Below are 20,762 nucleotides of genomic sequence, written 5' to 3'. Positions count from 1 at the left end.
ACCAGGGAACTATCCCTGGTTTTTTGATTTGAGTAATTGATACAAAGCCTTTTCAATTGTCTGTGCATTTTTTTCTGTAATTTCTTTTTTGCGCGGAATCGCTTTGTAAATACCTGTTGGATCCTGCCATGTTTTAATCAATGGAACAGGAGATTCAGGCTGCCATTTTTCAAGCCATTCTTCAGGTAATTCAGCAGTACCTGGATAGCGGCCGGTCATTTCCATCCAGATGCGCGACCATGCTCTTGGCACAACGCGCCAGATATCATACCCGCCTCCGCCTACTGCAATCCATCTGCCTTCACAATATTCATGCGCCAGCTCATGAGCAAGCTTTGGAATCTCTTCATAAATTTTCATTGTCGAAGACAGATGTGTCAGCGGATCAAGACAGTGAGCATCTGCACCATTCTGGGTAATAATCACATCAGGTCTGAAAAACTCAACAACTTCCCTGAATGATCGTCTGTAAGCTTCCAGGAATGATTCGTCTTCAGTAAAAGCGTCAAGCGGTATGTTAAAAGAGTATCCATACCCTTTGCCATGTCCGCGTTCATTGACAGCCCCGGTTCCCGGAAACAGATACCGGCCTGTCTCATGAAGGGAAAGCGTACAGGAAGTCGGATCATCGTAGAATGACCACTGAACGCCATCTCCGTGGTGCGCGTCTGTATCTACATATAATACACGTGCGTTGTACTTTTCCTGCATATAACGGATTGCAACTGAACTGTCATTATAAATGCAAAACCCTGATGCCTTTCCTCTAAAGCCATGATGCAGGCCGCCCCCAAGGTTTACAGCATGCTGTGCTTTACCTTCCATGACATAATCCACAGCAGTCAGTGTGCCCCCGACAAGTCTGGCACTCGCTTCATGCATATCCTTAAAAATGGGCGTGTCTTCTGTTCCCAGTCCGAAATTCTCTGCTTTATCCCGTGATAACTCCCCTTTACCAGCCATTTTTACAGCAGATATGTATGAAGAATCATGAATCAGATTCAATTCTTCATCAGATGCGACCCGGGGAGGTATAATGTCCGAATCAGAGATGACACCTGAAAACTTCAATAAATCCAGCGTCAGCTGCAGTCTTTTCTGATTGAAAGGATGGTCATCTGAAAAACGGTAGTTTAATAATTCATCAGAGTAAATAAAGACTGCATCTTTTTCTACAGTGGTGAGCTTGGAAGATTTGGCCATAATACATCATGCCCTTCTGCGCGCAGATCTTCAATGACGGACATTGGGTTCATTGTTTGTACGCGGAATACTAGTACTTTATAATTTTCATCTTGCCGGTCAGGATAGACAAGGACAGAGTGAATATTTGAGTGGTTTTTCCTGATGATTCCGGCCACCTCGTATAGCATGCCCTGTTTATTCGGCACTTTCACTTCAATTTGCGATCCGGGCTGAGTGGCACCTGTTAATTGCACCAGCGTATGAAGCAGATCCGTTTCTGTGATCATACCAATCAATTTATCATCACTGACAATGGGCAGACAGCCGATTTTTTCTTCCATAAAAAGTACAGCAATCTCTTCAACAAAGTCGAGTGGATGTCCGGTAATAACCGGTGTTGTCATGATATCAAGCAGCTTCGTTTCAAAAAGGTCTTTATTTTCATTCGTCTGAAAAGGAGACGGAGAGAATTCTTTTATATCTCTATCAGTAATGATTCCGACCACTTTTCCAGTCACATCAGTAACTGGAAGATGGCGGACCTTTTTATTACCCATTAACTCAATCGCTTCAGCGAGCGTGGAATCCGGCGCAAGTGTATGTACGTCGCGCACCATCATATCCTCAATGATCACAAGACATCCCTCCTAGTACATAAATCGATTCATAAATCTGAGCTGATCAAACTTCTGTATTGATTCAGGGTCAATACGGCTGCCAATACGGGCCATTAGACAGTTCGCAGGGTGGGAACTGATTTCAGGGTCGTCAGTCGCATAGTATTCAAGTCCGCCTGCATTCATCATTTTCTCCATCACTTTCCGGTAATCCCACACATTCAGGCCAGTTCCTTTCAAGTCCCAGTGCCAGTAATACTCAGTAGTGATCACAATATAGTCTTCCATTGCATCATCCATCATAGAAACGCGCAGCAGGTTTTTACCCACTGAAGCACCTCTGTACTTCGGAATCACTTCAATCGCACCAAGCTCAATCAGGTTATCCATTTTTCCCTGAGACCAGCGCTCAAGGGGATCAGGATACAGGTAGGTCACATAACCGACGATTGTGTTGTGTTCTCTTGCAATAATAATTCTGCCTTCAGGAAGTCCTGCAATTTCAATCAGCGCTTTATGCTGCTGATCAGGTACTCTGAAAGCAACAAGATCTTCGTGAAACTCCATCGATGCAAGCTGCTCTTTTGATACAGGACCTTCAATCATAATGGTACCTTTAGCTGTTTTCAGTTCTTTGGCATTATAAAGTTTTGGATGGTCCATTCACTGTCACCTACATTTCATAGTAATCCTACTATACAGCATACCTTAATTATAAAAGCGCTTTCAACAAAAACGGAAATTGAATGTTATTAACAGATCATCTCAAAAAACAAGCGTTAGATGGAATATTAAAAAAATTGAGATAATATTGGAAGTGTACTATACTGTAAAAGAACTTGTACATAGGGGGAAGATAATATGAAATTGGAAGCGCTACCAGCAGTTAAAGGGGATTACAATCTTCAAAACTATGAATCTGCAGTTGAATCATTCGACTGGAGTGAGGTAGAGAAAGAATTTTCATGGCATCATACCGGTAAGATTAATATGGCATATGAAGCAATCGACCGTCATGCAGAAGGGGATAAAAAGAACAAAATTGCGCTGTATTACAGAGATGCAAACAGAAATGAGAAATATACATTCAGAGAAATGAAAGAACTGACAAATAAGGCAGCCAATGTGCTAAAAAGTCAGGCAGATATTGAAAAAGGGGACCGCGTGTTTATCTTTATGCCAAGGTCACCTGAATTATACTTTGCATTACTTGGTGCGCTGAAAATTGGTGCAATTGTTGGTCCGCTTTTTGAAGCATTTATGGAAGGGGCAGTCAGAGACCGCCTTGAAGACAGTGATGCAAAAGCGATTATTACGACACCAGAACTTCTTGAGCGGATCCCGGTTGATGAACTGCCGAGCCTGAAGCATGTCATCGTAGTGGGGGAAGATGTAGAGGAAGACCAGACGTACATTGATTTCAAGAAACACTTTAATCAGGCTGACCGTTCATTTGATATTGAATGGCTTGAGAAAGATGACGGGCTGATCCTGCATTATACGTCCGGTTCTACAGGTAAACCTAAAGGAGTCCTTCACGTGCAGCGTGCCATGATGCAGCATTATCAGACTGCGAAATGGGTGCTTGATCTGAAGGAAAATGATATTTACTGGTGTACAGCAGACCCAGGCTGGGTGACAGGTACATCATACGGAATATTCGGACCGTGGTTGACAGGTACAACTTCTGTCATTGTCGGGGGGAGATTCAGTCCGGAAGCATGGTATCAGACACTAGAGGATTATGAAGTGACAGTATGGTACAGTGCGCCGACTGCATTCCGTATGCTGATGGGTGCCGGAGATGAGCTTGTAAAGAAATACAACCTTTCGCATCTGCGACACGTATTAAGTGTAGGAGAACCGCTAAACCCTGAAGTGGTCAGATGGGGAATGAAAGTATTCAATCACCGTATTCACGATACGTGGTGGATGACTGAAACGGGTGCACAAATGATCTGTAACTATCCGGCGATGGAGATCAGACCGGGCTCGATGGGTAAACCGATTCCGGGTGTTGAAGCAGCGATTGTAGATGATCAGGGGAATGAGCTTCCTGCAAACCGGATGGGTAATCTTGCATTGAAAAAAGGCTGGCCTTCCATGATGCATACTATCTGGAACAATAAAGAAAAATATGAATCCTATTTCATGCCGGGTGACTGGTATGTATCAGGCGATTCTGCCTATCAGGATGAAGATGGCTACTTCTGGTTCCAGGGACGAATCGACGATGTCATTATGACGTCAGGTGAACGCGTTGGTCCATTTGAAGTGGAGAGTAAGCTTGTAGAACATCCGGCAATTGCTGAAGCAGGGGTGATTGGTAAACCGGACCCGGTCCGCGGTGAAATTATCAAGGCATTCATTGCTCTGAGAGAAGGTTATGAAGCAAGTGATGAATTGAAAGAAGAGATCAGACAGCATGTTAAAAAAGGTCTCTCAGCACACGCAGCACCGAGAGAAATTGAGTTCAAGGATAAGCTTCCGAAGACACGAAGCGGTAAAATTATGAGACGTGTCCTGAAGGCCTGGGAGCTTGACTTGCCAACTGGTGACTTATCTACAATGGAAGACTGATCAAAAAAAGCCCCTGGCACATTTGCCAGGGGCTTTCACTATGACGGAGCTGCAAACTGCAGCTCCAATTTTTTTATTCTCCGTCACCCGGTGGCTGTTCATCACCTGGAGGTTCCTCTTCGGCCGGAGGTTCTTCTTCAGCTGGAGGCTCTTCCTCAGCCGGCGGTTCTTCCTCGGCTGGAGGCTCTTCTTCAGCCGGCGGCTCTTCTTCAGCTGGAGGTTCCTCTGGAGGAGGTGTACTTCCACCACCTGCACTACCGCCGCCTGCATTATCTGCAGGTTCTTCAGGTTCTGTTACTTCAGGAGCTGGTTCAGTGCCGATTCGTACTTCATTAGATCTTGCAGATTCCTTACCAGCTACATCCACTGCAACCACCTGATAGGTTCCCGCAGGAAGTGTAACTGATCTCGACTCATCAAACTGTCTGATCGCAGCAACACTGTTGCCTGAATACACGCGGTAACCAACAACGTCACCGCTGCCAGATCCGCTCCAGCTTACAGTACTGCCTGAAGCACTTGCAGATACACCAGCAGGACTCGCGCCGTCATCATTTAACGTGTTGTCTGCAACAAGCATATTATCAAAAAATCGATTATCCTCAGGGAAGAGCTTTGAAGCATCTCCACCGTAAGGGAATAACATTTGTTCAGCAAAATCAGGACTTAAGATTGCACCTGTTGAAGAGAACTCAGCAGGAGTTGAATCAAGCGCAATATAACGCTGACCATTTCTGACTACATACCTTGATGTTTCAAGACCTGCATCTTCGCCTGATGGGCTCCATGCAGTTGTAAACAGATCGGATGTAACAAGACCTGCACCAGCACAAGCCTGACCCGCAGGTAGTCCTGTAAATGTACAGAACGAGCGGCTCACAACACCCTCAGGCTGCTGGAAGGTGTATTCCGGATCAATTAATTCTGTTCTTAACTCATTCACTCTGTTCATCATATTAGCCCACAGATTAATTGCGCGGACTGAACTCTGGTATCTTAATTCTTTTGGTGTATCATAGCCAAGCCATAATCCAAATGTAACCTCCGGATTTGAACCGATAAACCAGTTATCTCTTGTGCCTTGTGATGTTCCGGATTTACCAGCCCAGTCTGTTGAAAAGTTCAGATAACCGGGTGCACTTCGGCCTGACCCGATTGATGTTAATGTATCTCTCATCATATCAATCGTGACATAGGATGCAGCCGCTGAGAACATCTCTTTAGGTGCCTGTTCATGTTCAAAGACAACGTTTCCGTCACGGTCCAGAATTTTTTCAATCATATATGGTTCATTGTACTGACCGTAATTTGCAATTGCAGCATAAGCTGAGACATTTTCTTCAACTGTTATTCCATAAGTCATGCCACCGAGAGAAAATGCAGGGTTCTGATATTCCACTTCTTCAATTTTCTCAGGATCAATGACTTCAAGAAATTCACCTGGGTTATAACCGCTTTGCAGCATTCTGCCATATAGTCTCGCAGCAGAAAGGTTATGAGACGCTGCAAGTGCTGTTCTTGCAGGAATCAATCCGTATTCTCTGTAAGATACATAGTTCAGCGGTTCCCAGCCATTATAATTGAATTTGACGTCTGCTATTGGAGAACCGGCTCCAATAAGACCATATTCCACAGCAGGTGCATATACAGCTAAAGGTTTGATTGTAGAACCACTGGATCTGAATGACTGTGTCGCGTGATTCAAACTCATTCTTTCGTGATTACGCCCTCCAGTGAAGCTGATAATTCTGCCTGTATCATTATCCATTAATACAGCTCCAACCTGTTCCTGTTCCATCACAGGAACAAAGGCACCAGCTTCAGGATCCCACTCTTCGCCTTCTCTTTCTTCATCAAAACGTTCGTAATTATTTTTTACTTCTTCCATTGCATCATAGACTTCTTTATCAATTGTAGAGTGAATCTGATATCCGCTCTGACGCATATCACGTGCCGCCAGAAGAGAATATTTGTCTCTTAAAGTATCACTTGCATCAACTTGATCACGTGAGTAACCATCTTTTTCAGCAAGGACATATTTCAGAATCTCCTTAGCGCGACGCTCAAGTTCTTCCGTTACATAAGGATAACGTTCAAGTGCACCTGACGTAGGTGCAACAAAATCCTGTGTTAAATCATAAGCGACTGCTTCATCGTGTTCCGCCTGCGTAATGGCTCCGTCTCTCAGCATTCTGGAGAGAACTTCCACTTTACGGTCTCTGCCAGGCTGAAGACCTTCATCTGACTTCAACTCGCCATTGTTCGTAAAAGGCGTATACCCGAATGGTGCCTGTGGAAGTCCTGCGATGAAAGCAGCCTGCGGTAGTGTCAGGTCGCTGGCATTCACGCCAAAAAGTCCCAGAGAAGCTGTCTGTACACCGGCAATATTTCTGCCGGAAGCATTACGGCCCATATCAGCCACATTCAGGTATGCTTCTAAAATTTCATCTTTTTCAAAGAATCTTTCTACACGGAGTGCCAGTAAAATTTCCTTCGCTTTCCGGTCAAAAGATACTTCGTTAGTGAGCACCTGGTTTTTGATCAGCTGCTGTGTTAACGTACTGCCTCCGGTCTGGTTGGCAGCATTTGTTACTTCCTGAAATATTGCACGCATGATTGCTTTTGGGACAACCCCATCATGCTCCATAAAATATTCATCTTCCGTGGCAATCACTGCATCAATGAGCAGTGGTGAAACATCTTCAAGTGCAACTTCATCTCTTTCAAGATCTGTGCGGATCTTGCCGAGATAAACCTCATTTGCAAAATATAAATCAGATGTTTCAGTATAATTATAAATATTTTGCGCCAGTGTCTCCTGTGACTGCACCTCTTCATCTTTTACAAGAGAAGCAAAATACCCTGCACCGACACCTCCGGCAAAAGCGGCCCCTATTACAATAAAAATCATTAAAATTAATAATAAGTTCCAGAAAACCTGATAAGATGTGTGCAGCTTCCGTGGCAACCCGATCCGGCTGGAGGTTTCGCTCCATTTTCTGAACCGGTCACGGAATGATTTATTTTGGTCTGACAATATAGATCATCCTCCTTGCAGCATCTTAAAGATTATAACATATTTTAAATAGATGAAATGTAAATTTAAAGAGATTACGAGAGTACAGTAAAGTCTTGACAAAAGAAAAATATTTATGCTAAAACTATCTTTATTAAAGCACATATGAAAATGCACAGAAGAGAACGGAGTAGAGACACTGATCGTAACAGTCAGAGAAGCGGTGGTTGCTGAAAACCGCTACGTCAGGGAATCGAATTACATTCTTGGAGCAGTTTTTCTTTAGCTGGAAAAACCGGAGAGATCCGATATATCATTGAGTGAGGGAGAGTTGACTCTTCTTAAGCCGGGTGGTACCACGCATAAAAGCGTCCCTGCATTGATTGCAAGGGATATTTTTTATGCGTTTTTTTGTACGTGATACTAAAGGAGGAATTACAATGGATTTATTACAGGATTTACAGTGGCGGGGAATCATCTACCAGCAGACAGACGAAGCAGGAATGAAAGAGTTACTTGAAAAAGAATCGGTATCCTTATACTGTGGTGCAGACCCGACAGCTGACAGTCTCCATATCGGTCATCTGCTGCCGTTTCTGACAATGAAAAGATTTCAGGAGCATGGACATCGTCCGGTTGTTCTTGTAGGCGGTGCAACAGGTCAAATTGGTGACCCGAGCGGTAAGAAGGAAGAACGTCAGCTGCAGACACGTGAACAGGTTGAGTACAATGTAGAAGCGATTAAAAAACAGCTTGAAAGACTATATACAGCTGAAGGTGACAATAAAGCAATTATGGTTAACAACCTGGACTGGATCGGCCAGATTGATATGATTACCTTCCTGCGTGATTACGGGAAGTATATTGGTGTTAATTACATGCTTGCTAAAGACACGATTTCATCACGTCTGGAAACAGGCATCTCATATACCGAATTCACATACACGATTCTTCAGGCAATGGACTTTAACCACCTGTATCAGGAATTCAATTGTAAATTGCAGATTGGCGGCAGTGATCAGTGGGGGAATATTACAACAGGTCTTGAACTGATTCGTAAGATGAATGATGAACAGGCAAAAGCATTCGGGATGACCATTCCGCTTGTGACAAAAGCAGACGGTACCAAATTTGGAAAAACTGAAGGCGGTGCAATCTGGCTTGATCCGGAAAAAACGTCTCCATATGAGTTCTACCAATTCTGGATCAACACAACTGACGCTGATGTAGTAAAATACCTGAAGTTCTTTACATTCCTTGATAAAGAAACAATTGAAGGACTGGAAAAAGCAGTTGAAGAAGAGCCGCACCTGCGTGCAGCTCAAAAAGCGCTTGCAAAAGAAATGACAAAAATGATTCATGGTGAAGAAGCGCTTGATCAGGCAAAGAGAATCACAGCTGCACTATTCAGCGGTGATCTGAAATCGTTGAGCAGTGCTGAAATTCGTGAAGGCTTCAAAGATGTTCCGACTCATCAGATTAAAGATGGGGAGTCGATTAACCTTGTAGACGTTCTTGTAGATGCCAAAATCTCATCATCAAAACGCCAGGCGCGTGAGGATGTAACGAACGGTGCAGTATACATTAATGGTGAAAGAGTACAGGACCTTGGCTTTGAACTTGATGCGTCTGTCAGATTAGACAATGAATTCACTATTATCCGCCGTGGTAAAAAGAAATACTTTATGATTCAGTACGCGTAAGAGCATCAAAGAGGCATGTTAAATACTATACAGGAAGGGCATCGAATAATTTCACAATTCGATGCTCTTTTATTGAGGTTTAAACATCACCAGATGACACGTTTCACATTTTAATGCCGGAGTTTTCTTAAGTTTAAACCATGCGTCCTTAATGAGTACTTCACTTTTGACATCAGTCCATACTGATTCACCTGATTCAGACCAGGAAATTCTTCTGGATGAAACGATATATCCATTCTTTAACGGTTGATTACATTCAGGACAACTCTTTGAATCATTCATTCGAACGCTCAACACCTTTCCTTTATTACGTATTTGATATTTCCATGTTAAAGGAAGGAGGCTGAATTTTCCAATATCATGTCATATTGTTTGTTTAAAATAAACAGTCATAGGAAATGTTAGTAGTATTGAGCAGAGGAGGTTTTTTCACAATGGGTGAATCATTTATCGATCAATATATTATTAATCAGTCCTACTGGCTTGAAGACGGTGTGCCGGACGCTGAAAAACTTACGGATAACCACGAAACGGATATTCTGATTGCAGGGGCAGGGATTGCCGGCATTACAGCCGGACTGTTACTTGTTAAAGAAGGGTTTAAAGTGACAATTGCTGACGCTAATCGCGTTTTCCAGGGAACTACAGGATATACAACTGCAAAAGTAACTGCGCAGCATGGAGTGGTGTATGACCAGTTTATTACCCAGCATGGAAAAGAAAAAGCGAAGCTGTATTATGAAGCCAATACAGAAGCGATGAATTGGATGAAACAGCAGATCAATGAACATGAGATTGACTGTGATTTTAGTATTCAGGAGGCAGGGGTCTATACAACCAGCCAGCCGGAGCAGCTTGAAAAAGAGTGGAAGGCTTATCAGGAACTAGGAATTGACGGGGAGTTCACAGATCAAATGCCATATGATGTTGGAGCTTCTGCAGTGTTAAAAATGCCAAATCAATTTCAGTTTCACCCGGTGAAATATTTAAAAGCTTTATTGAATGAATATCTCAAGCTTGGCGGTAAAATCTATGAGAAGACGCGGCTGATCGATGCTGATGAACATAGCAATGGGGTAGAAGTAAAGACTGAAGATGGACATGTCATAAGAGCGAAAAAACTGATTGCAGCCACTCATTTTCCTTTTGTTGATTTTAAAGGCCTCTATTTCTCAAGGCTTAAACCGGAGCGGTCTTATACCTCAGCAGCAATAGTGGAAGAGTCATTTGCAGAGGGGATGTATATCAGTGCAGACAATCCGACAAAATCGATCAGAACGACACCATATAAAGACGGGAAAAAGCTTCTGATTATCGGTGGAGAGGGACACAAAACCGGTCAAAATGATATTGAAGGAAGCAGATATGAACGTCTGGAGTCTTTCGCTAAAGCAAAATTCGGCGTGAGTGACTTTAAGTACAGATGGTCCTCGCAGGATCTGTATACAGTCAGCGGTATTCCATATGCAGGTCTGGTTACAGGTCACCATGAACACATTTATATTGCGACCGGATTCAGGAAGTGGGGTATGACCGGAGGGACAGCAGCTGCTCATATCATCAAAGATTTAATCACCCACAAACATAATCGTTTTCAGCATCTGTTTGATCCATCAGACCATGATGTATCTTCTTCTATTGGAACATTTGTCAGTGAAAATGCCAATGTTGGAGCTGAGCTTGTCAAAGGGAAACTCAAAAGCCCGGGCAAATCTGAAGAAGATATTTTAAGTGGAGAAGGCGGCATTATTAAAGATCAAAGCGGGAAGACAGGTGCTTACCGCGATGAGGAAGGAAAACTTCATAAAGTTGATATTACATGTACACACATGGGGTGTGAATGTGCATGGAATCAGGACGAACGCTCTTGGGATTGCCCATGTCACGGTTCACGGTTCGCCTTTGACGGTGCCGTACTCGAAGGACCGGCTGTCACTCCTTTGAAAAAGAAATAAATAGCGGCAGAAGAATATCTTATCACTTTTCAGTATTAATAAATGATTAAGGTGAACGGAGCTGCAGACGGTGATGGCGCCACAAAACGGCGCACCTGCAGAAAGCACCGCCTAAAGCTGAGACATTTTATGTATGTCTCAGCTTATTCTTTTATTCTTCACCAAACGCCTCAGGCAGCATTTTAAATCCATCAATCTCTGCATCTTCCTCAATCTCAATCATAATGCAGCGTTTCCCTTTATAATTAACCTGTCTGACATACTGCAGATCCTGGGGGCTGATTGAAATGTTGGCAATCATTGTCTGGATCTTTATTGACTTCGTCTTGAATTTCGGCACGATACTGCCTGCTTTTAATTCATACCCCTCATTATCAGTTATCAGCTGAAAAGCTTCCTTCACTTTATCAGTTTCCACCTGCTGCCCACTGTTTGTTAATACGCGCTCAACGTCTTTATAATCAAGCTTAGGCGGCTCATCCTCTTCATTTTCTTCAATTGAGGTATGAATTTCACTATACACTTTTGCAAGGGTGGAAGGGGAGAGTTGATCACCGACAACGCTCTTAATCACTTCTTCAAAGACAGCCTTATCTTCCTGTGCAGTCATGATATCCTCACCGTTCAGCACTTCTTCAATAAAGTGAAAGTCAGGTTCATTTGCTTTTGGTGCCGCATACAGCACGTGGTTGACGTCGGATGCATGGTTCGTAATACACGGAAACAGGAATCCAGTCATCGGATTTTTCAGGTCAATAACCGGATCGACCTCTACTTTATACTTAAATTCTTTTTCAATATAATCAAACTGTATTTCTTTTTTCGGTTCTTCCGTTTTATTAATTGCACACAGCGTAAATGGGTGGGAGTAGACAGTGTCCCTGCTGCTTTCTTCAGATTCTTCGCTTCTTTTTCTGGTGGGCTTCATGTATTCGCCTCTGATAAAGGTGATGACAATATCTTTTTCAAACGGATTTTGAATCATCTTTTCAGTCATCATCAGCATCTGTTCCTGCCAGTCTTCACCTTCACCAAGAAGTCCTTTATGTAAAATCAGCTGACTGCTGTTTTCAGCATCACGCTTAAATTTCAGTTCGAATAGTTTTTCATTCATCTGACCGGTCAGTACCTTTTTGAAATTTTTCATGAAAAGCTCCTGCTGGTCGCTGTCGAGCATTTCAAAAGGCTGTCTTTCAGCATGATAAATTTCCGTGGATTCTTTCATGATGTAAACGTTAAAGATATCTGAAATTCTCAGAAGATCATTATCAGTCTTCAATTGATTACGAATACCGGCTACATCTTTTTTTTCCAAGTAAATCACTCCTGTTCATGGCATATTTCTGTTCGGCATCAATCATCTTATCATATACCTTGCTCAAAAATCAGACATAAGAAAAGCCTCTGAAATGTCGATTAAACATTTCAAAGGCTTTTTTGATGTTAATCTCAACGTTCTAAGATTAACGAGAGTAGAATTCTACGATTAGTGCTTCGTTGATATCAGCAGCTAATTCGTTACGCTCTGGGAAACGAGTGAATGTACCTTCAAGCTTGTCAGCATCGAATGATACATACTCAGGAGTGAAGCTGTTAAGCTCGATTGCTTCCTGAACAATGTTAAGCTTCTGTGATTTCTCACGAAGGCTGATTGATTGTCCTGGCTTTACGCTGTATGACGGAATGTCAACGCGTGAACCATCAACAAGAATGTGTCCGTGGTTTACAAGCTGACGCGCCTGACGACGAGTGCGTGCAAGACCAAGACGGTATACAAGGTTATCAAGACGAGTTTCAAGAAGAATCATGAAGTTATCGCCGTGACGTCCAGGTAATTTACCTGCTTTATCGAATAGGTTACGGAATTGACGCTCAGTTACGCCATAAGTGTGACGAAGCTTCTGCTTCTCCTGAAGCTGAAGACCATATTCAGATAGTTTTTTACGCTGAGTAGGACCGTGTGGACCTGGAGCGTAAGGACGCTTTTCTAATTCTTTACCAGTGCCGCTTAGTGAAACACCAAGACGACGAGACAGTTTCCAAGATGGACCTGTATAACGAGCCATATTTTGACTCCTCCTTGTGTTTTTATTTTGTTGTAAAATAAAAACCATGTGATAAACCATCAATCCCCATTTTGTTATCTTGCACCATCGCCCTGCAGCAGGGGTTACACGATGCACCTGTATGTGACAGGAACAAAATGAGCAATTCATGTGTTCACAAAAGGCTGCATTATTTTACACAAAGATTATCATACGATCTATAAAACCTTTTGTCAACTTCTTTTAAAGAATCGTCAAGAACCCCGCTGCACTTTTTGGTGAAAAATCTGTTTTAAAAGTCAGAATGAAACTATAGTATTCAACAGGAATTGTGCTATAATTAGTATTTGTAAATATCTGAAAAATACATAAATGAGAAGTAATATTATACCAAAGAGACGAAGGTGAAAAGATGGATTCGCTGAAACCATTTATGGACCGCTTTAAAGCCGGAGTATTTGATATTCTGGCGCACTCTATGTCAGGGGAAATTTCAATCAGGTCTTGGTATCGTCAATTGTCAAATCTGTTAAAGGATCATTTTGATGTGGAAGAAACCTTCTATTTATATAAAGAAGGCGATGGTCTGTATGAATATATTGAAAAGAAGCCTGGACGGCCTATAGGCGGGCAGTGGCTGCTCGAACGTATTGGTAATGAACCATACATGATTATGGACCGGGATGAGTGGATGCTTAAAAAGGGAGATATATTAATTCCCTGCTACGAACGGGCTGAATTAATGGGCTTCATTGCTGTCCGGACGCTTCCTGAAGCTGGATGGGTAAAGGATCCGGTCATGATTTCAGTACTGGCATGTGATACTTCTGTCCTTTATCAGAATGTCCGGAGAATGCTAGTAACAGCTACAGAACGTAAGAGATACCATGAATTGTTCGAAGTGACAGAGGCCTTCAATTCCCATATGAATGTGTCAGAAGTGCTTGCAAAAATTATTCATTCTTTAGAAAATACGTTCCCTTATTACACCTTCACACTCATTCTTTCAGATGATCAGGGTGTGGAGAAAGGTCTGCCGATTGAATATATTGATTATCAGACGAGTAACGAGGCGCTCATGCACGCATTTGTTTCTTCAGAAATTACCATTGATGAACAGGAAGATCATTCATCCATGTACTCCCCATTAAAAGGTAAGCAGGGGGTATACGGGCTTTTGAAAACTGAAGGGTCAATCAACAAAGCACTGAAGAATCATGAAATTGAATTCATCAAGGTGCTGTCAACAACCGCAGGGAACGCACTTGAGAATGCAAAACTGTATGAGCAATCAAGACAGCTGATTGATGATCTGAAGCTGATTAATGATTTGTCTCATGAATTAAATGCAAACCTCAATTTAAATGAAATGATGGGCTACCTGGCGAACCAGATTAAAAAAGCCCTTAAACCGGATCAGACAGGATTTGTCTGGGTCGAAGGTGAAGAGTGGAAAACTGTTGAAGGCAGTTCTGCTTTTTTTGACACGGATGAAGGTAAAGTATATATAGAAAATGTTAAACAGCAGCTGTTTGACGGTACAGATGCCGTCTATATGTCTGATTGTGATCTTGAAGCAGGGTATCGTTCACTGATTGCTGTACCAATGATTCATCATAAGCAGTTGAAGGGATTCTGCGTTGTGCTGCATAAGGACTCGTACGCTTTTTCATTTGAAATGTATAAACTGTTCAAATCAATTGTTCATCATTCAGCACTCGCTTTAGTCAATGCAATGCTGCGGGTTGAAATGCAGGAAATGATCAATCGGGATCATATGACAGGATTGTATGCCCGTCATTATCTGGATCAGTTTGTAGAAGAGTCAATTAAGCGCGATGAAAAAGGTGTATTTATCTTAATCGATATTGATAACTTCAAAAAGGTTAATGACACGTATGGTCATCAGGTAGGTGATCAGGTCATTATTCAACTGGCCGGCCAACTGCGTCTGCTTGAAAAGGAAAATAGCGTTGGTGCAAGATGGGGAGGCGAAGAACTGGCTCTGTATTTCAGTAATATGTCTTTAAAAGAAGGTGTAGCATTAACTGAAAAATTGAGACAATCTGTTCAGGAAATGACTGACCCGTCAGTTACAATCTCCTGCGGCGTAGCAAACTGGAACCGCAGTAAGCCTGATTTGATGATTAACCTTGTCAGACGGGCCGATGTCGCACTATATCAGGCGAAAAATTCAGGTAAAAACCAGGTCGTCTGGTTAAATGGTGATGCTGAAAAACTGGATCATCCAAAAGTAAAAATAAACTGATGATATGATCGCATACTGACTAAAAGAAGCAGCGAATTTACACATTTATGTAATAGCTGCTTTTTTCATATGGGAGATCGTATTGAAATTTAATGAAAATCAAGTAAAATAGGAAATGAAAGCGATTACATTTTTAAGGGGAGCTTATCATGAGTAAAGAGAGAAAAAAGATTGAAACTGAGGTTATTCACAGCGGGTATGATTCAAGACAGTATGAAGGTTCATTAACACCACCACTTTTTCAGACATCGACGTATACGTTCGATCATGCAGCGCAGGGAGAGAGACGTTTTGCAGGTGATGAAGAAGGATATATATATTCTCGTTTAGGTAATCCGACTGTCAGGGTTCTTGAAGACCGAATGACAGCAATTGAAGAAGGCGGGGGCGCGCTTGCATTTGGTTCAGGAATGGCTGCTGTGTCCGCGATCCTGTTTTACCTGCTGAAGTCAGGCGATCATGTCGTATGCTCTAAAGGTGTATATGGCTGTACATTCGGTTTACTTGAAATGATGGAAGAGAAATTCGGGATCACACATGAATTTGCTGATCTGTCTTCTGAGGAGTCAATGAAACAATCAATTTTACCGAACACTGCGTGTATTTATGTGGAAACACCGATTAATCCAACAATGGAATTAATTGATCTTGAACTCGTTTGCCGTATCGCACAGGAAAAAGGAATTCCAGTCGTTGTGGATAACACTTTTTCTTCACCATATTTACAGAATCCTTTAAAAACAGGAGCAGATTTTGTCTTACACAGTGCGACAAAATATATTGGCGGTCATGGTGATGTCATCGGGGGGCTACTTGTCGCGAAGTCGGCTGAAGTGATTGGTGAGATCCGGATGACAACGCAAAAAGATATTGGCGGAATCATGTCACCGTTTGATGCATGGCTACTGCTTCGTGGGTTGAAAACACTTGCGGTCAGGCTGGATCGACATTGTGATAACGCAGAAAAAATCTTTGATTATCTGAAAAAGCATTCATTTGTAAGAAATATTTATTTCCCGGGAGATCAGGATCATCCCTCTCACGATATTGCAGCAAAACAGATGAAGCGTTGGGGCGGTTTAATTTCATTTGACTTCAACGGGACGAAAGAAATGGCACAGGCTTTTATGGATGAACTGAAAATGATCAAAATTGCGGTGAGTCTAGGGGATGCTGAAACACTTATTCAGCACCCGGCATCAATGACTCATTCAGTCGTACCTGAAGACACGAGAGAAAGTATGGGAGTCACTGATACGCTGCTGAGATTATCAGTTGGGCTTGAATCGTGGGAGGATATTAAGGAAGACCTCGACCAGGCATTCAATAAAATTGAAGAAAAAGCTTCGATGAAAATGGAAAGTTGAAGCAAATAACAGCACGCGGAGATGCGTGCTGTTTTTTTATAGGTATTCAACTAATATTTTTGCGAATTCTTCAAGGCCGTTCTGGTCTTCTTCGTCAAACCGGTTTTTAACCGGGCTGTCGATATCAAGTACACCGATTACTTCGCCGTTTTTCTCAAGTGGAACAACGATTTCTGACTGTGAAGCAGCATCGCATGCAATGTGGCCTGGGAATGTGTGAACATCCTCTACCCGCAGTGTACGGTTTTCTTCTGCTGCAGTGCCGCATACACCTTTCCCAAGCGGAATTCTGACACATGCAGGAAGCCCCTGGAATGGTCCAAGCACCAGCTCGCCATCCTCCATGACATAAAATCCGACCCAGTTCGTGTTTCCTAAAAATTGATTTAACAGTGCTGAGGCGTTGCTTAAGTTTGCAATTTGGTTCGGTTCACCTTCTAGCAATGCGCGCAGCTGTTTGTGCAGCATATTGTACTGCTTTTCCTTACTGCCTTTATACGTTTCGACATTAAACATTAAATCACCCGCTTAACAGATTTGTTTTGACTTTCCCGTGCATAATTTGATGAACGGTTTTTAAAGGAAGATTGAAGAACCCCCGCGAAATAAGAAATCAGAATAATAAATGTATAACATATCGCGATCGATGAAGCAATTATTTGAGAGGAGGAGTATGACTTGCAGCGTGAAACGAAATCAGAAGTTATGACTACAGCGGTGGACCTGTTTTTTACAAAGGGATTTCACGGGACGAGTATCAGGGATATATCTGCATCAGCCGGGGTGAACGTGGGGACCGTTTCATATTATTTTTCAGGTAAAAAAGGGTTGCTTGAGGAATGTCTGGTTGCGTTTTTTGAACCCTATCTGAGCGTGCTTGAAAAATCGCTGACCGAAGGAAAGAGTCAGAGTATCAGTGCGGTCATGTCAGCAGCCTCTGAAGTCATCCGGTTTCAGCAGCAGCACCATCGATTTGCCCGCTTTGCATGGAGGGAGATCACGCTTGATCATCAATTGATCAGAGAGCTCACTGCGTGTTATTTAAGAAAAGAGCAGTATTTGTGGAAAATGCTGATTGCTGAAGATATTGAAAAAGGGTACAGCTTTAAACTGTCCCCTGCATTTTTCCTGATCCAGTTAAATGCAATGATTACAACACCATTCCTGCAAAGTCAGACTGTCAGAGAGCTTTGGCATGTGAATATTGCTGATCCTTATTTTACTAAGCAGTATATTGGAACCGTTGAAACCTGGTTCAACAGTGTGACGACATGCTACGGGTTGAGTGCAATCAGCTGATCTGTTCCCTGCATCAGTCCGCTTGCAGTATGTGCGTCTGATCCATAGACGAGTCTGATGCCCATCTTATGCGCTGCAGTCGCTACAGCAGATGATGGATACGTCTCGAGGCAGTAAGGCTTTACAGTTCCGGCTCCGTTATAATCGAGCTCAAGTTTATTTGACCTGACGGCCTCAAGGATCCTGCTGATCTCCTGCTCATGTGAATCAAGAGGTGGATAGAGGCGCTGAAATTTGGTCGCTAGCGTCATATGACCAATTCTCTTCGGTTTGTAGCGTCCAAGGTCTGAATGAATAGACTGTAAAACTGTCTGATAATAAAGAGAGTGAACAGCGTCTGCTGAACCGGCCAGCGCGATCAGGCGTTCAAATGATGCGGGACTGAAGTCCATACAAATATATTCATCTGACGCTTTCAGAAAGTGTACTGACAGGATCGAGTCGTCCAGATATGACCCATACTGTTGTAGAAAATCTGCAGTCTCTTTTTCAAATCCTTCTATATAATCAACTTCAAGGCCTGTATAAATTGTCAGGTCTTTTTTGTATTTCCTTTTTGTCTCTTCAACATCTTTCAGATAGTGCTCAAGGTCAGAGTGCTTCATTCCGCTATCCTGATCAGGTACAGGATCAGTGAATCCTTCGGGTAAAGGAGCATGCTCTGTAAAAGTGATTTCTTTGAGGCCCGCTTCAATTGCTTTTTCCGTATATAGGGAAAAAGCATCTTTAGAACCGTGTGGGCAATATGGCGTGTGAATATGTCCATCTCTTTTTATCATCAAAAACCTTCCTTTCAAAGAAGAAAAAAGTCGTGTCAAAAAATCAAGAAAAAACAAGAAATCTCACTTGTTACATGGTATCATAAAGTCAATACATTTTTCATATTGACATAGACACGGGCTGCTTGAACAGGAGGCATAAGATGGAGTACATAATTGTTGGATCCGTCATTTTCATTATTATATGTATCATAACTGCTTTTGCATTAAGAAAGCAGCAGTATAAACAAGTAGATAAGCTTGAAGAACAGAAGCTGGATATACAGCACAGACCTGTTCTTGAAGAAATGACAAAAGTAAAACAGCTGAATATGAACGGTCAGACAGAGGAACTTTTTGAAAAGTGGAGAGAATCCTGGACGAATATTGTAGACATTCAGCTTGCTGAAGTCGACAGTATGCTGTTTGACGCTGAAGAATATATAGATAAATTCCGCTTTGGCAAATCGAAGAAAGTACGTGAAGAGATTGATGTCGAACTGACCAAAGCTGAGGAACATATGAATGAAATTCTATCAGAACTTGAAGAATTAATGGGCAGCGATGAGAAAAACCGCGCTGAAATTCAGCTGGTGGAATCCGATTATAAAGATGCTGCTTCACTGATCAGGAACAGACGCAGCCAGTTCGGTACAACTGCTGAACCATTAGATCGCAAAATTCACGCATTAGAACCGAAGCTTGACGAATATCATAATTTGACTGAAGAGGGTAATTACCTTCAGGCAAGAGAAATTGTTCTTTATCTCACAGGAGAAATGAATGAAATCAACAATATGCTTGAAGCAGCTCCGGCATTGGCTGATGATCTGACTGAAGAGCTGCCGGGGGATGTAGCTGAATTGAAAGGTGCCTGTAAAGAGATGGACGAGCAGCGCTACCCAATTCATCATCTCAATCTTGAAGATATCTGCCTTGAACTTGAAGTGAAGCTGAAAGAAGCGGAAAAGCATCTGGTCAGACTTGAACTGACTGAAGCTGAAGACATCCGGATTCATATTCAACAGACAGTGGATCAGGCATTTACTGATCTTGAAGATGAGGTAAATGCAAGAAGCTCACTTCCTGAAAAACAGGAGCAGGTAAAGAATTTACTCGATACGGCAAATACCAGAAATCAGGAGCTGCTGAGGGAAATGGATTATGTTCGTCAGGGGTATCAGCTTGACCAAAAAGAGATTGACCTGCCCAAAGAAAAAGAAAAACAGCTTAAGGAATTGTCTCATTCATTTGAATTTCAGACAAAACAGCTTGAAAAACAGCTGGAGCCTTATACTGGCGTATTAAAGGAGCTGTCTCAAATTGAAAGCCAGCTGCTGGTGATCAATGAAGAACACAGCAAATATGCTTCAGAGCTGGAGCAATTGAGAAGCGACGAAATGTCTGCAAGAGAACAACAGGAATATCAGATCAAAACTGTCAGAGAACAGGAGAAAACAGTGGATGGTGCAAACCTTCCGAAAATTCCTGAGTTCTGGTTTTTAGAAAGAAAAGATATTATCAGACAAATTGAAGCACTTGATTCCTATCTGGCTGAACGGCCGATGAATATGAAAGCAATTAATCAGCACACGCTGACAACTGAAAAGATGATTGAAACATTTGCAGCTAACACTGAAGAAATGATTCAGGCTGCAGAGCAGGCTGAAAAGGTTATCCAGTACGGCAACCGATACAGAAGCCGTCATGAAACGGTCTATATCGGTCTGAACGAAGCAGAACTAATGTTCAGAAACGGGGACTACCAAAACGCCCTGGAGCAGGCAGCAGAATCAATTGAAAAAATAGAACCGGGTGCACTGAAAAAAATCGATGCACTATAAGAAAAAGCAGTACTTCCTAAATCAGGTGATATGCTCCCTTCAAAGTAGACAGAGAAATAATAAAACTTCTCTACTACTATGAAGGGGGCATTTTTGTGTCTAAAAGAACGACTGATTATACAAT

16 protein-coding genes and 1 other annotated feature are annotated in these 20,762 nt (G+C 42.4%); of the genes, 7 read left to right on the top strand and 9 right to left on the bottom strand.

Annotated elements, in window-relative coordinates; all coding sequences use genetic code 11:
• Window positions 1-9 precede the first annotated feature (9 nt).
• Genes KP77_RS11690 through KP77_RS11680 form a run of 3 tightly spaced genes read right to left on the bottom strand, consistent with a single transcriptional unit; the run spans window position 10 to window position 2,465 of the window.
• Window positions 10-1,203, bottom strand: a complete 1,194-nt coding sequence (locus tag KP77_RS11690; RefSeq protein ID WP_041122928.1) for an acetoin utilization protein AcuC — start codon at window positions 1,201-1,203, stop codon at window positions 10-12.
• Entirely contained in the window at window positions 1,173-1,820 is a 648-nt protein-coding gene (locus tag KP77_RS11685; protein ID WP_041122927.1) for an acetoin utilization AcuB family protein, read from the bottom strand. Before KP77_RS11685 ends, KP77_RS11690 begins: the two co-directional genes overlap by 31 nt.
• Window positions 1,821-1,832: 12 nt before the next feature.
• The gene (locus KP77_RS11680) at window positions 1,833-2,465 is read right to left on the bottom strand and encodes a GNAT family N-acetyltransferase (RefSeq protein ID WP_041122926.1); all 633 of its coding nucleotides are present in this window, start codon (window positions 2,463-2,465) and stop codon (window positions 1,833-1,835) included.
• 198 nt (window positions 2,466-2,663) lie between these two features.
• Here KP77_RS11680 and acsA point away from each other — a divergent pair, with 198 nt between their 5' ends.
• Window positions 2,664-4,382, top strand: coding sequence for an acetate--CoA ligase (gene acsA, locus KP77_RS11675; protein WP_041122925.1), 1,719 nt, complete (start codon window positions 2,664-2,666; stop codon window positions 4,380-4,382).
• Window positions 4,383-4,455: 73 nt separating this feature from the next.
• Here acsA and KP77_RS11670 read toward each other — a convergent pair whose 3' ends face one another.
• Window positions 4,456-7,350 (bottom strand): transglycosylase domain-containing protein, encoded by a 2,895-nt coding sequence (locus KP77_RS11670; RefSeq protein ID WP_456152088.1) that lies wholly within the window; start codon window positions 7,348-7,350, stop codon window positions 4,456-4,458.
• 215 nt (window positions 7,351-7,565) lie between these two features.
• Window positions 7,566-7,777: a binding site (T-box leader), on the top strand.
• Window positions 7,778-7,838: 61 nt separating this feature from the next.
• Here KP77_RS11670 and tyrS point away from each other — a divergent pair.
• Window positions 7,839-9,101: a tyrosine--tRNA ligase gene (gene tyrS, locus KP77_RS11665; protein ID WP_041122923.1), complete on the top strand. Its 1,263-nt coding sequence runs from the start codon at window positions 7,839-7,841 to the stop codon at window positions 9,099-9,101.
• A 69-nt stretch (window positions 9,102-9,170) separates the two neighbouring features.
• On the opposite strand, the gene KP77_RS18415 is transcribed toward tyrS, so the two are convergent.
• Window positions 9,171-9,383 carry a PF20097 family protein gene (locus tag KP77_RS18415; protein ID WP_041122922.1) on the bottom strand — a complete coding sequence of 71 codons (213 nt, stop codon included), beginning with the start codon at window positions 9,381-9,383 and terminating at the stop codon, window positions 9,171-9,173.
• A 152-nt stretch (window positions 9,384-9,535) separates the two neighbouring features.
• Between KP77_RS18415 and KP77_RS11655 the strand changes: the two genes are divergently transcribed.
• Window positions 9,536-11,056 (top strand): FAD-dependent oxidoreductase, encoded by a 1,521-nt coding sequence (locus tag KP77_RS11655; protein WP_041122921.1) that lies wholly within the window; start codon window positions 9,536-9,538, stop codon window positions 11,054-11,056.
• A 151-nt stretch (window positions 11,057-11,207) separates the two neighbouring features.
• On the opposite strand, the gene KP77_RS11650 is transcribed toward KP77_RS11655, so the two are convergent.
• Entirely contained in the window at window positions 11,208-12,371 is a 1,164-nt protein-coding gene (locus KP77_RS11650) for a DUF4317 domain-containing protein (protein ID WP_041122920.1), read from the bottom strand.
• 148 nt (window positions 12,372-12,519) lie between these two features.
• Window positions 12,520-13,122 carry a 30S ribosomal protein S4 gene (gene rpsD / locus KP77_RS11645; protein ID WP_041122919.1) on the bottom strand — a complete coding sequence of 201 codons (603 nt, stop codon included), beginning with the start codon at window positions 13,120-13,122 and terminating at the stop codon, window positions 12,520-12,522.
• A gap of 391 nt (window positions 13,123-13,513) precedes the next feature.
• Here rpsD and KP77_RS11640 point away from each other — a divergent pair, with 391 nt between their 5' ends.
• Window positions 13,514-15,370, top strand: coding sequence for a sensor domain-containing diguanylate cyclase (locus KP77_RS11640; RefSeq protein WP_052474125.1), 1,857 nt, complete (start codon window positions 13,514-13,516; stop codon window positions 15,368-15,370).
• A 149-nt stretch (window positions 15,371-15,519) separates the two neighbouring features.
• Window positions 15,520-16,737 (top strand): methionine gamma-lyase, encoded by a 1,218-nt coding sequence (gene megL, locus KP77_RS11635; protein ID WP_041122918.1) that lies wholly within the window; start codon window positions 15,520-15,522, stop codon window positions 16,735-16,737.
• A 36-nt stretch (window positions 16,738-16,773) separates the two neighbouring features.
• On the opposite strand, the gene KP77_RS11630 is transcribed toward megL, so the two are convergent.
• Entirely contained in the window at window positions 16,774-17,253 is a 480-nt protein-coding gene (locus KP77_RS11630; protein WP_041122917.1) for a GAF domain-containing protein, read from the bottom strand.
• A gap of 162 nt (window positions 17,254-17,415) precedes the next feature.
• On the opposite strand from KP77_RS11630, the gene refZ reads away from it, so the two are divergent.
• On the top strand, window positions 17,416-18,036 hold the full coding sequence (gene refZ / locus KP77_RS11625; RefSeq protein WP_041122916.1) for a forespore capture DNA-binding protein RefZ: 621 nt from the start codon (window positions 17,416-17,418) through the stop codon (window positions 18,034-18,036).
• Here refZ and hisJ read toward each other — a convergent pair.
• The gene (hisJ, locus tag KP77_RS11620) at window positions 18,012-18,815 is read right to left on the bottom strand and encodes a histidinol-phosphatase HisJ (protein ID WP_041122915.1); all 804 of its coding nucleotides are present in this window, start codon (window positions 18,813-18,815) and stop codon (window positions 18,012-18,014) included. The genes refZ and hisJ overlap by 25 nt on opposite strands.
• A 143-nt stretch (window positions 18,816-18,958) precedes the next feature.
• Between hisJ and KP77_RS11615 the strand changes: the two genes are divergently transcribed.
• Complete coding sequence (locus KP77_RS11615; protein ID WP_041122914.1) at window positions 18,959-20,638, top strand: septation ring formation regulator EzrA; 1,680 nt, start codon at window positions 18,959-18,961, stop codon at window positions 20,636-20,638.
• The last annotated feature ends 124 nt before the right edge of the window (window positions 20,639-20,762 follow it).

The sequence above is a fragment of the Jeotgalibacillus alimentarius genome (assembly GCF_000829445.1).
Classification (GTDB): domain Bacteria; phylum Bacillota; class Bacilli; order Bacillales; family Jeotgalibacillaceae; genus Jeotgalibacillus; species Jeotgalibacillus alimentarius.
Note: the sequence above shows the minus strand (reverse complement) of the source record. Positions and strands in the feature narration are given on the sequence as shown.